At 64.4% G+C, this 14,493-nt stretch carries 13 protein-coding genes and 1 tRNA gene; 6 read left to right on the top strand and 8 right to left on the bottom strand.

The genetic code is table 11. From position 1 onward, the window contains the following. Nucleotides 1-271: 271 nt before the first annotated feature. Nucleotides 272-1,468, bottom strand: coding sequence for an MFS transporter (locus tag J4O73_RS07685; RefSeq protein ID WP_426216135.1), 1,197 nt, complete (start codon nt 1,466-1,468; stop codon nt 272-274). Nucleotides 1,469-1,556: 88 nt separating this feature from the next. On the opposite strand from J4O73_RS07685, the gene J4O73_RS07680 reads away from it, so the two are divergent. Beyond that, entirely contained in the window at nt 1,557-2,327 is a 771-nt protein-coding gene (locus J4O73_RS07680) for a helix-turn-helix domain-containing protein (RefSeq protein WP_426216133.1), read from the top strand. A gap of 115 nt (nt 2,328-2,442) precedes the next feature. Here J4O73_RS07680 and J4O73_RS07675 read toward each other — a convergent pair whose 3' ends face one another. The 3 genes from J4O73_RS07675 to J4O73_RS07665 all read right to left on the bottom strand — a co-directional run bounded on the left by J4O73_RS07675 (nt 2,443) and on the right by J4O73_RS07665 (nt 5,409). Beyond that, nucleotides 2,443-3,711, bottom strand: a complete 1,269-nt coding sequence (locus J4O73_RS07675) for an extracellular catalytic domain type 1 short-chain-length polyhydroxyalkanoate depolymerase (protein WP_426216131.1) — start codon at nt 3,709-3,711, stop codon at nt 2,443-2,445. Nucleotides 3,712-3,789: 78 nt separating this feature from the next. Then, nucleotides 3,790-4,209, bottom strand: coding sequence for a CopG family transcriptional regulator (locus tag J4O73_RS07670; protein ID WP_426216129.1), 420 nt, complete (start codon nt 4,207-4,209; stop codon nt 3,790-3,792). 375 nt (nt 4,210-4,584) lie between these two features. Next, nucleotides 4,585-5,409: an alpha/beta hydrolase gene (locus J4O73_RS07665; RefSeq protein ID WP_426216127.1), complete on the bottom strand. Its 825-nt coding sequence runs from the start codon at nt 5,407-5,409 to the stop codon at nt 4,585-4,587. Between the two features lie 455 nt (nt 5,410-5,864). Here J4O73_RS07665 and J4O73_RS07660 point away from each other — a divergent pair, with 455 nt between their 5' ends. Beyond that, a complete protein-coding gene (locus J4O73_RS07660) occupies nt 5,865-7,070 on the top strand; it encodes an L-dopachrome tautomerase-related protein (protein WP_426216125.1) in 1,206 nt (401 codons plus the stop codon). A 368-nt stretch (nt 7,071-7,438) separates the two neighbouring features. Here the strand turns inward: J4O73_RS07660 and J4O73_RS07655 are convergent, their stop codons facing one another. Further along, a complete protein-coding gene (locus J4O73_RS07655; RefSeq protein WP_426216854.1) occupies nt 7,439-7,720 on the bottom strand; it encodes a DUF2312 domain-containing protein in 282 nt (93 codons plus the stop codon). A 365-nt stretch (nt 7,721-8,085) separates the two neighbouring features. Here J4O73_RS07655 and J4O73_RS07650 point away from each other — a divergent pair, with 365 nt between their 5' ends. Together J4O73_RS07650 and J4O73_RS07645 are read left to right on the top strand one after the other, a co-directional pair. Further along, nucleotides 8,086-8,865, top strand: coding sequence for an SDR family oxidoreductase (locus J4O73_RS07650; RefSeq protein WP_426216123.1), 780 nt, complete (start codon nt 8,086-8,088; stop codon nt 8,863-8,865). Between the two features lie 441 nt (nt 8,866-9,306). Next, on the top strand, nt 9,307-9,801 hold the full coding sequence (locus J4O73_RS07645) for a cupin domain-containing protein (protein ID WP_426216121.1): 495 nt from the start codon (nt 9,307-9,309) through the stop codon (nt 9,799-9,801). 2,001 nt (nt 9,802-11,802) lie between these two features. Here the strand turns inward: J4O73_RS07645 and J4O73_RS07640 are convergent. Next, nucleotides 11,803-11,979: a hypothetical protein gene (locus J4O73_RS07640; RefSeq protein WP_426216120.1), complete on the bottom strand. Its 177-nt coding sequence runs from the start codon at nt 11,977-11,979 to the stop codon at nt 11,803-11,805. 120 nt (nt 11,980-12,099) lie between these two features. Next, nucleotides 12,100-12,175, bottom strand: a tRNA-Ala gene (locus J4O73_RS07635). A gap of 123 nt (nt 12,176-12,298) precedes the next feature. Here J4O73_RS07635 and J4O73_RS07630 point away from each other — a divergent pair. Together J4O73_RS07630 and J4O73_RS07625 are read left to right on the top strand one after the other, a co-directional pair. After that, a complete protein-coding gene (locus tag J4O73_RS07630) occupies nt 12,299-12,601 on the top strand; it encodes a YggT family protein (protein WP_378967848.1) in 303 nt (100 codons plus the stop codon). A 13-nt stretch (nt 12,602-12,614) separates the two neighbouring features. After that, on the top strand, nt 12,615-13,658 hold the full coding sequence (locus J4O73_RS07625; protein WP_426216118.1) for a MaoC family dehydratase: 1,044 nt from the start codon (nt 12,615-12,617) through the stop codon (nt 13,656-13,658). A gap of 46 nt (nt 13,659-13,704) precedes the next feature. On the opposite strand, the gene J4O73_RS07620 is transcribed toward J4O73_RS07625, so the two are convergent. Next, complete coding sequence (locus J4O73_RS07620; protein WP_426216117.1) at nt 13,705-14,265, bottom strand: L,D-transpeptidase; 561 nt, start codon at nt 14,263-14,265, stop codon at nt 13,705-13,707. Nucleotides 14,266-14,493 lie beyond the last annotated feature (228 nt).

Genomic DNA, 14,493 nt, shown 5'->3' with positions numbered 1-14,493 from the left:
TTCAGGGCATCATGCACATTGGCACGCGCAAGTAAGGAAAAATTAACCCCCGTCGAACGGGAAAAAACATGCGGATGTAGGTTTTTCCCTCACCGAGCTGCTGGTTAGGACAAGCCGAAACCACGCCGCCGCGTCGGTCTCAGAGTAGGCTGATGTTGGCAGTGGCCACGCATGGAAGCGGACGTTTGCCCGAGGGAATGCATGACCTCACGGCACTCTGTGTTCGGCGCCATCGACGTTTGATCCACAACCCCAGTGATGGACAACGTTGCTACTCGGCGGGGACGAGGGGGTGCTTTGCTGCCGCGCGAATCAGCACGAAGAACCCAAAAGCCGAGGCGAAGATGACCGCGCCGAAGCTCGCCGCAATGCCGAGTACAAGACCGAAACCGCCGCGGTCGTGCAGGACCGCGATCATCGGCACGACGAAGCCACTCACGGTGAAACCCAGGAAGTAGCGCACGCTGTAGGCTCTCGTGCGGTAGGCCGCCGGCACGTAGCGCGCCACCATCGCGTCGTTGATGACCACCTGCCCGTAGAGCGCCGCCATCGTCAGCACCAAGCCGGCCAGCATCGGCAGGCCCGTGCTTATGGCGGCGATGCCGAGGCCGACCGGTTGCAGGATCGACAGGCCGAGAAAGAGCGTCGGCAGGCTGTAGCGGTCGATCAGCCGCCCCATCGCCAGCTGGGTCAGGGCACCGAAAGCGAAGACGAGGGTCGCGACCGAGCCGATCAGGGCGAGGGGAAGGGCCGCGCCGACGCGCTCGTCCACGACCTTCGGGAGGGCGATCGTGGTGATGTTGAAGGTCATCCCGCCCGCGATGATGGCGAAGGCGAAGACGATCAGAAGGGGGATCGGACGCGCCACGGCGATGACCGGAGCGCCACCCGCCTTGCCACGGTTGCCCTCACCGTCGCCAGGCACCAAGGCGACAAAGGCCGTGCCGCAGGCGAGGCAGATCAGGCCCGGCACGATGAAGGCCGCCTGCCAGCCGAGACCCGAAGCAAGCAGGGCTGTCACGCCGGAGGCGGTGGCCGCGCCGGCATTGCCCCAGACCCCGTTCACGCCGAGATCCCGGCCGAGGCGGGTCGCATGGGTGACCAGCATCGCCGAGCCAACCGGGTGGTAGATCGCCGAGGCGAGCCCCAGCACGCAGAGCCAGACCGCGAAGGCGGTCGGGCTGCCCGCGCTCGCCACCCCAAGGCAGGACAGGCCGTAGCCGAAGAAGAAGATCGCCAGCATCGTGCGCCGGCCAAACCGGTCGGCGAGCCAGCCCATGGGCAGCGAGCAGAGCCCGAAGGCGACGAAAGCGCCGGTCGCAAGCCCGATCAGTTCACCGTAGCCGAGGCCCGTCTGCGCCGCGATGGCGATGACGGCGGTCGGGTAGATGAGGAGCACGAAATGGTCGAGGGCATGCGCGACGTTGACGAAGCGCAGGGTCCGTCGGGAGAGAAGTTCGGCGTCCATGGGTCGGGCATCTCGGTGAGCCTGCCCTCCTATATCTGACCCGTTGCAAGCGGTCGGGCCGAAGTTGTACGCCAGCGGGCCAAAATGGATGGGGCTCAGCACCATGCGGTCGATCCGGGCGGAGGATTACCAGGATGTCCCCCGCGCCGTTGCGGTGATGCCCAAGACCTACGCCGCCAGCAGCCGCATCGATCCCCACTCCCACACGCGGGCGCAACTGCTCTACGCCACCGCCGGACTGATGATGGCCAGCGCCGAGGACGGGACTTGGGTCGTCCCCGAGGGCCATGCCCTTTGGATCCCCCCACAACTGACGCATTCGGTGGCCATGCATGGGGCGGTCTCGATGTGCTCGGCCTATCTCGCCGTGGAAGCCGTGCAGGGTTTTCCCACCCGAGCCCGCGTCATCGAGGTCTCGTCCTTGCTCGCCGCCGCTCTCGCGTCCCTCGGGGCGGAACCGATCCTGTACGATGAAGCGGGTCGCGGCGGACATCTCGCCGCCCTTGTGCTCGACGAGATCCATCGGGCACCAGAGACGCAGTTGACCTTACCCCTGCCGAGAGATGGCCGCCTGCGCCGGATCTGCCTCGGCCTCATCGAGGCTCCTGCGACGGATCTCGACCTCGATGCCTGGGCCGACCGTTGCGGCCTCAGCCGCCGCACTCTGACGAGGAGGTTCCGCAGCGAGACGGGCCTGACCTTCGATCAATGGCGAGCCAGGGCCAGGGTCGTGCGGGCGTTGGCTCTCGCCGCCGACGGATGGTCACCGCGCCAAGTGGCGGCTTCAGTCGGCTACCGCAGCATTCAAGCCCTGCGGGGCCGGACGGAGGCTTTACTGCCGAAGCAGTCGACCGATTGACGACCGCTTCCCAGTGTCTCGTTCTCCGATCCCCGGCCCTGAGGCGGGTTGAACATGGAATGGTTGCTGAGGGTGAGTTTGCGACCGTCAGCTTCCAGTCGGCGGACGCGTCAGTTCAGACATCTGACTTTCGATGGCTGGTCTGTGCCAGGAAGAACCGCACCATCTCTCGGCTTGCGTCCGGGCCGCGGGCGTCGGTGAACGATCCCGCGGGATCGCCGCCCGACCACGCATGGCCGGTCCCACGCAGCACCCACTGTTCCAGCATCGCGCGGCCCAACGTGTCCGTGCGAACCGTGCGAGTGTAGGCAACTCCATCCGGCGTCCGCCCCTCGCTCACCGCCTCGGTGAGGCCCGGACCGGACGGCCCCTGCGCGGCCACGCGATCGCCATTGGCGACGTTCACGGTCCGATCGCCGTCGCCGTGGAAGACGATCATCGGAACGGCGTGGCGCTTGCTCGCGGACGTGCCGACGCCGTCCCCCCGCATCGCCGCGAAAGCCGATGGCATGTCGCGGGCCGCACCGCATGCCAGGCCGGAATGCACCCCCACCGCCGCGAACAGGTCCGGGTAGGTCACGGCCAGGATCGCGGCCGCAGCCCCGCCCGCCGAAAGGCCGGCAGCATAGACCCGGTTCGCGTCGGCCGAAAATTCCGCGATCACCTGTCGGACGATACCAGCGATCAACGCCGGCTCCCCGCCTTCGCGCTGCTGGTCGCCCGGCTCGTACCAATTCCAGCAGCGCTGCATGTTCGCCGAGCGCGGCTGTTCCGGATATACCACCAGGAACGATTGCTCTTCAGCCAGCCCGTTCATTCGGGTGCCAAGGGCGAAATCGTCCGGGTTCTGGGTACAGCCGTGGAGCATCACGACGACCGGGAGCGACTGGCCGGTGTAGGTGCTCGGCACATAGATCTTGTAGTTCCGGCTGCCGGTGGAGCCGGTGAACGTGCAAGTCTCGAAGCGCGCGCCGTTCGGGAGCGGGGCTTTGGGCGTTGCGCCCGCAGGATTGTTGCCGACACCCGCCCCCAAGCCGGTCCCGACGCCGCTTCTCGCCAACGCGTCTTGGATCGTGCGCATCACCTCCCCAGCGATGTCGCCGCCGGAAGTGGTGAAAGCCGGCTTGTCCGCAGCGCCACCGGGGGCGGTATGCGGCACCGTCCACGCTCCGTCGGGGGTCAAGGGCGCGACCATGTCGATGGTCCCGCCGCCCGGTGCCTCCGCCGCGGCGGCCGCGCCTTGTCGAGCCTCGGCCCATCGGGTGTAAGCGGCAGCCTGTCGCCGCTGCATCGTGGCCATCGACTCCATCATCCGCGCGGTGCGGGCCGGGTCGAGCTTCGGCATCGCGAACTTGGAGAAGTTCATTTTTGGAAACGCGTTCATGGGGTTGATCCTGGTGCGCGAGGCGGTCGGCGCGGGATGCCCAACCTCCTCCGCAGGAGCGTCGTGCTCGGCGGTGTGTCAGGTGATGCGGTCGGCCAGGGCGGCCTTGACCGCCGGGCTGGCCTGGAAGGCGCCGAGCACCTCGACCGAGGCGATCGCGGCACGGGCGAGGTCCGGCGTCACGTCCAGAGCGATGCTGGCCAAGCCGAGCACCTGGATGTCGATGGGCATCCCGGCATCCCGGGCGGCTTCGAGCGTCTGTCTCGAATAATACGACAGGCCCAGCTGCAGCCGCTTGCGGCTGACGGACTGCTTTACGGCCTCGCCCTGACGCTCGATCTGATTGCGAACGGCGGTGCGGATGAAATCAGCCCGATTGGCGTAGAAGCCGTCGCGGACCATCAGGTCGATATGACCAAGATCGACGAAGCCGAGATTGATCGTCAGCTTCTCGCTGTCCGGCAGCTTCGGACGCAACACTCGAACGTTATCTTCCATCAAGACCATCCCAGAACCATCCCGTTGGATGGTAAGGAGATGGGATTTCTCATTCTCGATGCAAGGGCCGATGTGAGTGGTCAGTTCGCTTGCGCGGTGGACGCACCTAAACCTGCCGGTCTGATTCCCACCAACCCCGGCAAAAAACTCGTTGCAACTGAATGGCTTAGTGGGGTGTCTTCATACCCGACCGCTTCCGCGCCAGAACTGACCGAAGCAGACGTTGCCGTCGGGCCCGGAGGCGCTCGTTCATCGACGCAAGGGGGAATGAGTTCGCGCGGCGGTCGTTTGAGCGGCGGCACCAACGTGGCGATGCCCCCGATCTTGGTTCGGATCCGGCCTGAACGATCCCCCGAACGCCGGCTTCACCCGCGCTCATCGCGCCGCGTGCACACCCTCGACGAAATGCTTGATGTCGGCGACGACCGGCGCCCGGCCGGCAAAGGGAGTGCCGATCGACAGCAGCGTCCCATCGTGCCCCAGCCCCGGATAGATGCGCACTTCTGGGTTGTCCCCCGCCGTCTTCAGCCGGTCCGCGAGGGCAACCGTACCGGTTGGCTTGACGTCCTGATCGTCCGCGCCGGTGATGAGCATCATGGCCGGATGCGACCCCGCAGCATGATTGATCGGCTGCAGGGTAGGATCGCTCCCAGAGAAAACCTCTTTGTCCACGGTCTCAGTCAGGGACGACACCGTGTAGGGTCCCGACAGCCCGATCACACCTGCCAGAGCCGCCGGGCTCGAACCCGCATGCTCAAGCCACGTGCCATCCAGTCCCATCATCGCGGCGGCCCAGGCGCCGGAGGAATGTCCGGCCACTACGACGCGCTTCGGATCCCCGCCAAACGTTTCCGCATGGGCGATGGTCCAGGCGACGGCATTGGCGTTGTCGGTCAGAATGTCGGGCAGGCTCCCGTTCGGGAAATGGTGGAATTCAGGGATCACGGTGAGGAAACCTTGCCGCGCCAAGGCGGCACCGAGGAAGGCAACCCGATTCTTGGAGCCGGATCGCCAGCCACCGCCGTAGAAAAACACGACGACAGGGTGCGGACCATCGGTGTTCGGCTGATAGACGTCCGCGACTTGCTGAGTTCCGCCAGCATAGGGAAGGTCCTTGTGGACGCGGACCTCGGCGGGCGCGAGGAGGTTCAGGAGCATCAGGGCCCCGCCGATGAACTTGCCTGTCAGATAGCTAAGCATCAGCCGCGCATCCTTGGTCGAGATTGGGCGGTGGAGATCGCAATGGACGCTCGACCTCGTGATAGGCAGAGTAAGATCGATTAAAGAATTTCAAACGCAAGAACTGGTGACACCGAGTGCTGTAACTACCGAGATCGAAGGCGAGCATCGACCGGCGCCGGCCTTGGTGCGCCCGGCCTCTTGGACTTCGGCTGCCTTCTGAGCTCGGGCGCTCACGTTATGGTGCTGCTGACCATCCCCGGACTGGCCCTTGGCTGGGTTCGACATCGTGATCCTTTCCATCGTGGTCACGCGCCAACCCTCTTCATCGACGGCGGTTCGAGCGAAGCCGTCGCGTGCGACGAAAGGCCGATCTTGCTCGCCCGGCCCGACTCGCCCGCCCTGAGCCTGTGTCCACGCGGGAGCTTCCGAGGCCTTGGGGAGTTGGCCGGCATATCCCTCTGAGAGTGCCGACCATGAAGCTTCCAGCGAGCGCCCGTATCGGGCTGGCCACAGCCCTGATGTCTAGCGCCGCGACGCTAGCGCTTCCCGCCACAGCCCAGAACATGGCTCCCGGTGCGGGCAACCTCACCCAGGTGGCGAGCTTCGCGCATCAGGTCACGGGCATCACGGTAAGCCGCGACGGACGCATCTTCGTCAACTTCCCGCGGTGGAGCGAGGACGCGCCGGTCTCGGTCGCCGAGTTGAAGGACGGCAAGCCGGTTGCCTATCCGAACGACGACTGGAACAGCTGGCGCAATGCCAGGAAGGACGAGGTCGATCCCAAGACCCACTTCGTCTGCGTCCAGAGCGTCGTCGCCGATGCCCAGGATCGCCTCTGGGTGGTCGATGCCGCCGCGCCGGCCATGGCACATGTGGTCAAGGACGGAGCCAAGCTCGTCGGGATCGATCTGAAGACCAATCAGGTCGTGAAGACGATCCCGTTCGACACCAGCACGGTGCTGCAAGCCTCCTACATCAACGACGTGCGGATCTCGCCGGATGGAAAGACCGCCTACCTGACGGATTCCGGGGCCGAGGGCGCGCTGATCGTCGTCGACCTCGACAGCGGTTCGGCCAAGCGCGTCTTGTCCGGCCACCCCTCCACCATGCCCGACAAGAGCGTAACCGTGCAGTACGATGGCAAGCCCTTGCGCCGTCCCGACGGCCGCGGGGTCGAGTTTTCGGCTGATGGCATTGCGCTCTCGCCGGATGGCAAGACGCTCTACTGGCAGGCGATCAAGGGCAAGACGCTCTATAGCCTCCCGACCGACGCGCTGACCGGCTGGGCCACGGCGTCCTTCGTGCCCGAGATGCTGAGCGACAGGACTCTCAGCGGAAAGATCGCCACGGTCGGGGAGAACGGCCCAGCCGACGGACTGTTGATCTCACGCAAAGACGGGCGGATGTACGTGACCTCTCCCCAGGACAACGCGGTGAAGGTGCGCGATCTATCCAAGGCGAACAGCGGCCTGACGACGTTGGTACAGGACGACAGGCTCCGCTGGCCAGACACGTTCAGTGAAGGACCCGACGGCACGATCTATGTGACGACGTCCCACATCCAGGATTCGGCCGACTACAAGCCCGGCGCCCCTATCAGCCTGCCGACCGAGCTCTGGGCCATCAAGCCCACCCAGGGGGAGGTGACCGGCTCGACCGGTTCAGCCACCTCTCGCTAAGGACTAACCGGTCTCTCGCGGCTCACGAGAGCGCAGTCCGACGAAGTGGATCCAGGCTCATCGCAAGAATGCGCGTCAAAACTAAAAGTTAGAGCCCTCTCGGATCCTACCGCGAGAGACTTCGCGTTTCGGGACATGCCGACACATTCGGCATGTCCCTGCCTTCAATCACCAATGGTGCATCATCGTCTAGCGAGCCGCGGCGCGTCTCGGCTCTCACTGGTGAGATCGGGCGCTCCCTCATCCTGTGATTGCATCGGGGCGGAGCCAAGTGACCCATCTGCCGCTTCGTTGACGTGGCGGCGCCCTCAGCATCTTGCACTCACAATCCCGGACAGCCGCCCCGGATACGTCCTGGTCGAGGTTCGCTAAGCCGCCTTGGATATTTCGGCCGCAGATGGGGCATCCATTGCGCGCATGTAAACGTCCAGCAGGGTCTCGTGCTCGTCGCGCTCGTTTTTATCCTGCTTACGGATCTTGAGGATCTCCTTCAGGACCTTGACGTCGAGGCCCTCTCCCTTGGCTTCGGCGAAGACTTCTTTCTTGGCTTCCATGAGATCCTTGATCTCTTCCTCGATCCGCTCGATGCGCTCGATGATCGAACGGATGCGGTCGCCAGCCACGGCTACCGTGTCGGTCATATCGGTCATGCGGTCCTCATGCTTAGCCGAGGCGGCAATCTGCTCCGGTTGAGTAAGTGAGCGGTTAAGCCCAACAGCCGAAGAAGGACCGCTTTCGGCCAGCTCCCGTCGCATCAGCGGGTGCCGCTGAATGGCTATGTTGGATGGAAAGCGGATGAACCGCATTTGAGAAGGAAATAGCCGAAAGCTGCCCTCTACAAAACGGCGATGGCGCCGCTGCGAACGGTGGTTGATCGGACATTGCAGCTACGGGATCGATGGCGTAGCGTCATCGCGTTCTTGGGGGTTTTCGAAATGATCCAGCGTCACCGCTAAGCGGGAAGGCACACGCCAGCGGAGCAATCCGCCGACTGGGCTCTGTTTTCGAGAACATCATGCAAAAATTGAAGAACAAGACCTGCGTCGTCACGGGCGCAGCGCGAGGCATTGGCCGTGCCATTGCGGCTCGTTTTCATGACGAAGGTGCTTCCGTCATCGTCACCGACATCGACGAAGCGACAGGATCGGCAACCGCCGCCAAGATCGGTTGTCGGTTCGAACGGCTCGACGTACGCGAGGAAGCCGACTGGTCTCGGTTGACCAGTGTCGTCCCGGTGGCGGACGTGGTCGTCAACAATGCCGGCGTCACCGGCTTCGAGGCGGGCCTGGTGCACCATGATCCAGAACACGCTAGCCTTGCGGATTGGCGCGAGGTCCACCGGGTCAATCTCGACGGCACGTTCCTCGGCTGTCGCTACGCGATCGGCGCAATGAAGGGTGCGGGAACGGGCTCGATCATCAACATATCATCGCGGTCGGGACTGGTCGGCATCCCGGGCGCTGCGGCCTATGCTTCGTCCAAGGCTGCAATCCGTAATCACAGCAAGACGGTCGCGCTCTACTGCGCGCAGCGGGGTTGGCGGATACGCTGCAACTCGATTCACCCGGCCGCGATCCTGACTCCGATCTGGGAATCGATGCTGGGCGACGGTCCGGATCGGGATGCCAGAATGCAGGCGCTTGTCGCGGACACGCCGTTGAAGCGTTTTGGATTGCCTGAAGAAGTCGCGGCCATTGCGGCAATGCTCGCTTCGGACGAAGCGACCTATGTCACCGGGACGGAAGTGAATATCGACGGCGGGCTGCTTGCGGGCTCCGCTGCTTCACCCGGCTGATGGGCGTTCTGATGCGGTCGATTCCGCTGACCGCCTTTCCCTGGAATCGCCGATTGCGCGCAGTGAGGAGGGAAGCTCCCCAGCGTTCGATGGCCGCTTCTGGGAAGACGTTCGACACCTTGGACCGGCAACGAAGGATCGCAAGCAGGAGGACCGCTCAGGGTGGATTTCTGCCTGACTGCTTTCGAGCGGATAAGCGAAGAAGCAGACATCGCCGTCGCACCCGATCCTGATCTTTACAGCAACTGCAACGTCAAAATGTCGCTTCAGGGCACCGCGCTGGGCCCGGGCAGCGGTGGGATCGCTCTCGGAACTCGGCCGAACGCCTGGAGGGGGCGTGGCGGGAGAGAGCGAGTCGATGGCCCCGACACCGCCTGAGTGGCTAAAACTCGATTGTGCGCTAGCTGGTCATCGAGTCTGTCGCGGACGGGGGAACGATCCATGACTAAACGCCTTCGGACCATCGCCACCGGTCTCGCGGTCTTGATCGCCAGCACGGGCGCAGGCCTCGCGCAGGACCATGGAACGCACGGCGCGGTGACCCTGCCGGATGCCGCGAGTGCGATCTATCAACCGGGACCGCCGAACCTACCGAAGGGCACGCAAATCAGCATGGTCTCGGGTGATCCGAGCAAGCCGGGCCCCTTTGTCCTGCGGGTGAAGTTTCCCGCCAACACGGTGATCGCGCCCCATACCCATTCCGAAGCCGAGACGCTGACGATCCTTTCGGGCTCGATCTATCATGAGCACGGCACGACCATCGACAGGGCGAAAGGCAAGGAGTTGCGCACGGGCGGTTTCGTGTTCCTGCCCAAGGATATGCCGCATTCGCTCTGGACCACCGAGCAGCCGGTAGAGCTTCAGGTGAATGGCTCTGGGCCCTTCGAGTTGAATTACATCAACCCCGCCGACGACCCGAGCAAGTCGGCTCAGTAGATCTGATCCGTCGTGGGGATGGCTCCTGCATGAGCGTGGCTGCTGCTTCGACAGCGACCACATCTTGGCACCGAGATGCCGTCAGTCGGAGCGGGAGCCATCCACCCCATCTGCTTTGGGAAAGGCAGTGTCTAGAAACGGAGGTTTTCGTCACGCCGACTTCCGATTTAGAAGGAATGCATGACTATCATAGCTTTGAGCGTCTGAAGCGCACTAGCTACTTCAGCCAAAATTGGGCAGCGAATGGTTCCAGAAAGCCAAGAAAAAGACCACTCGTTCCTCGCTTACAGCGCCGTTATGTTCTGCTTTTGCGGCCTTCTATTCGGTGGAATTGCCATTCGATCATACCGTGAAGAGATCATGATGCGCACTTTGCCGGCGATAGAGGCTACCGTGATGTCGATTAGGCCGACCAAGCGGGGTTTCGCTGCAGAGGTCTCGTTCACAAGGCTTGAGAATGACCGACGCATCGCGTGTAGAGATGAGGTTGGGCTGGACCGTGCGGATGAAAGGGCACGTATCGGCGCTGTCGTCCGCCTCATTCCGCGGGCAGACTCCTGTAGCGAGGCGGTTGTCGTCGGAGAGCGCAATACGACACCCTTGATAGCGATAAGCGTTGTGGCGTTTCTCGGTTCTCTCGTCTCAGGCTTCATGGCTGCGCGGAGCATGCTTCGCAGCCGGTCAGCCATCTGACTGAGGTTGTCATTGCCCAGCATCCGATCAATGCCGGATTTGCTGGACTGCCAATGAATGGCTGCTTCCGGGAAACGCCAACGGTGTTCTAGGCGACCGCAGCGGGTCGGTAGGAGACCATCGGCTCTTCCGAGTGGATGGCCCATGTGAACCGGTCATTCCGCTTACGGGCACCCAGCTCACATAGGACGGTCAGATGGCGGGCAAGCGGACGCCTTGGACGCAAGCGATGTCGAGCCGTTGATGGAAGCCGCAAATCGCTCTAACGGCGGTGGCGATGCCCGGCCGATCATATCGCATAATCGGATCTCACAGCCTCTTTGACGAGGTCTGCGCGCGGCTCCCGTTCTTCGAGGGCCTGCCTCCCAGCACGCTCCAGTGTCTCTCGGCCTCGGGATTTGGCCGTGGTTTCCTCACGGTCTCGCTGCGAGCCCGTCTGCGGAAGGCTGGATATCGCGATCTCGGCTATCTGGCCCAGACGTCACCGGCGGCGATCGCCAGCATCAGAAAATTCGGACCAGTCCGCGTCGAACTCGTTCGAACTTTCATCCTGACAGAGGTCGCACGTTGGCTGCCAGGTGCACGCGAGGTGCACACCGATGGAGCCACCAGAGAGCGGAGGCTCGGACGACTGCGGGATTTGCCAGTCGAGCGTCTACCTCTGACCGCCGACCAAATCGCCACGCTTGGCTGGACGGGATGGTCCTGCGCGGATGTGGCCGGCCATTCAAGCCTCGAACTCCTCGACACAGGAGCCGTAACATCCAGCGACGTGGATCGCATCGTCACGACGCTCACCGGTTTCCTTGGAGGGGGCAGGTCAACCCCTTCTCTCTCTGCTCAGATCACTGAAGACATGGCGGCGTCTGAGATGGAGACAACCGCGGCCCGTCGTGCCGCCATGCTCGCGAAGCAGGATCGCGAGTGGGAGGAAGCTGCTCCGTCCAAAGTATAGCCTCGCGGTAGCTCGCCCTGGATCAGAGGCTTCCGACGAACTTGCATCGGCTGTTCGCGTCGAGAGTTTCCGTTGGCAGTGGACAACAGCACGAAGATCGGCACCGTCCCGGCCCTCTCGCACATTCGACTGGACTGCCGGTGCGGATGGAGCGTGTGTCGTCGCCGGAACGACGCAGCCGCCAGCTCTTCGGCAGAGCCGCGCCGCTTAGCCTCCCGCCCGCGCAGCGTGGGCGGGTCATCGCCTATCGTTTGCAGGCCCTCGCCGACCTCGCCCGCGACACCGCGCGGGCCCTCGATCGGCTCGCCCGGGCGCGGGAGCAGGCGAGCCTTCATCCCGATCAGCACGGTTCCTCAGTACCGCCGCCACGGGTTGACCCCACACAGCCCCTCATCGCTCGACCAGACCGCGAGGGCGATCCAGGATGCGAGCTCCGCCTCCCGCCCGATGGCGGCGCCCTCCCCTGCGATCCGAGCGATGGACTGCATGAGGTCGAAGAGCCACAGCGGCGGGTTCGGACCATTGGCCAAAGACGATCCGCCCCTGGAGGCGCCCAAGAGACGCGTCCGGCGCGAGAAACTCGCCCTAACTCATTGACCTGTCGGGAACATCGACGACCACCAGGATCGCGCGATTAGCGCGAAAAACCTTGGTGGAGCTGAGGGGATTCGAACCCCTGACCTCCGCAGTGCGATTGCGGCGCTCTCCCATCTGAGCTACAGCCCCGTCGAGGCGCCGACCTTCTAGGCGCGGCGGCCTCGGCCTGTCAATTCCCGTCTCGCATGTCCGTCTCGCTTTCTGCGGCGACGGCGCGCGGAACCTGCTCTTCGAGGACATCGCGCGGCCCGCATGAACGCCCTGATCTGGCTCTTCGATACCGTCGTCCAGCTTTTCATCTACGTGCTCATCGCGAGCGCGGTCCTGAGTTGGCTGGTGGCCTTCAACGTGGTGAACGTGCGCAATCCCGTGGTCGCGCAGATCGGCGAGGTCCTTTACCGGATCACCGAACCCGCCCTGAGGCCGATCCGCAACCTCCTGCCCAACCTCGGCGGCGTCGACATCTCGCCCATCATCCTCATCCTGCTGCTGCTGTTCATCAGCCGCCTGCTGCATGAGTTCGCCGTCCCGGCCACCTACGTCTACACCCGGTAAGGAGCGGCTTTCCGTGAAGACCAATCCCGGCCGCTTCTTCGAGGATTTCCGTCTCGGCGAGACGATCCGCCATGCCACGCCGCGCACGGTGACCACCGGCGACGTGGCCCTCTACACGGGCCTCTACGGACCGCGCTTCGCCGTGCAGTCGTCGGATGCCTTCGCCCGCGCGCTGGGCTATCCGAAGAGCCCGCTCGACGATCTGCTCACCTTCCACGTCGTGTTCGGCAAGACCGTGCCCGACGTGTCGCTGAACGCCCTCGCCAATCTCGGCTATGCCGAAGGCGGGTTCCGGCGGCCGGTCTATCCCGGTGAGACGCTCTCCACCGTCTCCGAGGTCATCGGCCTCAAGGAAAGCTCCAACCGGCAGACGGGCGTCGTCTATGTGCGCTCGGTCGGCTCGGACGAGCATGGCGAGACCGTGCTGAGCTATTGCCGCTGGGTGCTCGTGCGTAAGCGCGACCCGGAGGCCGTCATCGCCGAGGAACACGTCCCGACGCTGGCCAAGGCGGTCGATCCGAAGGACCTGGCGGGTGCCCTGCCCCCGCTGAACCCCTCGGCCTACGACGTCGCGCTCGCGGGCAGCCCGCACCGCTTCGGCGACTATCAGGCGGGCGAGCGCATCGACCACGTCGACGGCATGACCGTCGAGGAGGCCGAGCACCAGATCGCCACGCGCCTGTTCCAGAACACGGCCAAGGTGCATTTCGACGGGCTTGCCGCGAAGGACACCCGGTTCGGCCGCCGCCTGATCTATGGCGGGCACGTCATCTCGCTGGCTCGCGCGCTCAGCTACAACGGGCTGGGCAACGCCTTCGCCATCGCGGGCATCAATGCCGGGCGGCATGTCGGGCCGCTGTTCGCGGGCGACACGGTCTATGCCTGGAGCGAGGTAGTCGAGACCGCCGATGTGGGCCGAGACGATGTCGGCCTGCTGCGCCTGCGCACGGTGGCCACGAAGAACCAGCCCTGCGCCAACTTCCCCGACAAGTTCAACGACGGCTACGACCCGGCGGTGATCCTCGATCTCGACTACTGGGCCTTCGTCCCGAAGTAGAAAACAGGGATCCCAAAGGATCTGGTCCTTTGGGATCCCCCTGTTGTCAGTCCCTGACGACGACCTTGGTGCCGACCTTCACGCGGTCATAGAGATCGACCACGTCCTTGTTGGTCATGCGGATGCAGCCCGACGAGACGGCCGCGCCCATCGTCTCCGGCTCGTTCGAGCCGTGGATGCGGTAGAGCGACGAGCCGAGATACATGGCACGGGCGCCGAGCGGGTTGTCCTGCCCGCCGGCCATGTAGCGGGGCAGGTCGGGGCGGCGGGCCAGCATCTGCTGCGGCGGGCGCCAATCCGGCCATTCCTTCTTCATGCTGACGGTCTTCACCCCCGACCACGAGAAGCCCTCGCGGCCGACGCCGACGCCGTAGCGAACCGCTGCGCCGCCGCCGAGCACATAATAGAGTCGCCGCTGGCGGGTGGAGACCACCACGGTGCCGGGCTTCTCCTTGCCCGTCCAAGCCACCGTCTCACGCGGAATGGCCTGTGTGCGGAATCCGTTGAGGAAGTCGGCGATCGGCCCCCGGTCGAAGAAATCGGCTCGGGCCGGAACGGCCCCGAGCATCAATCCGGCGATCGCCAGCGTCGCGATGCGTCCCGACATGCGTATCCTTGCATCCATCGATAGGCGGACCCTTGGGCCCTCAATCGGACCGGGCATCGCCATCGCGGCAGGGATGAGGCCGCGCGTGCGTCACGCGCGGCGTTTGCAGTGCGGTGTGGGTTTTGCGCCACAGACATGCGTCACCTGTCGCGATTGCATCCGCGACCGGCCGTGCTTATCTCAGAAACGTGATCAGCCTGCCCGCCCTTTCGGCCCGCCTTCCCGCGG

It is taken from the genome of Methylobacterium sp. NFXW15 (genome assembly GCF_049887755.1).
Taxonomy (GTDB): Bacteria; Pseudomonadota; Alphaproteobacteria; order Rhizobiales; family Beijerinckiaceae; genus Methylobacterium.
The sequence above is the reverse complement of the archived record's forward strand: the minus strand, read 5'-3'. Positions and strand labels throughout refer to the sequence as shown.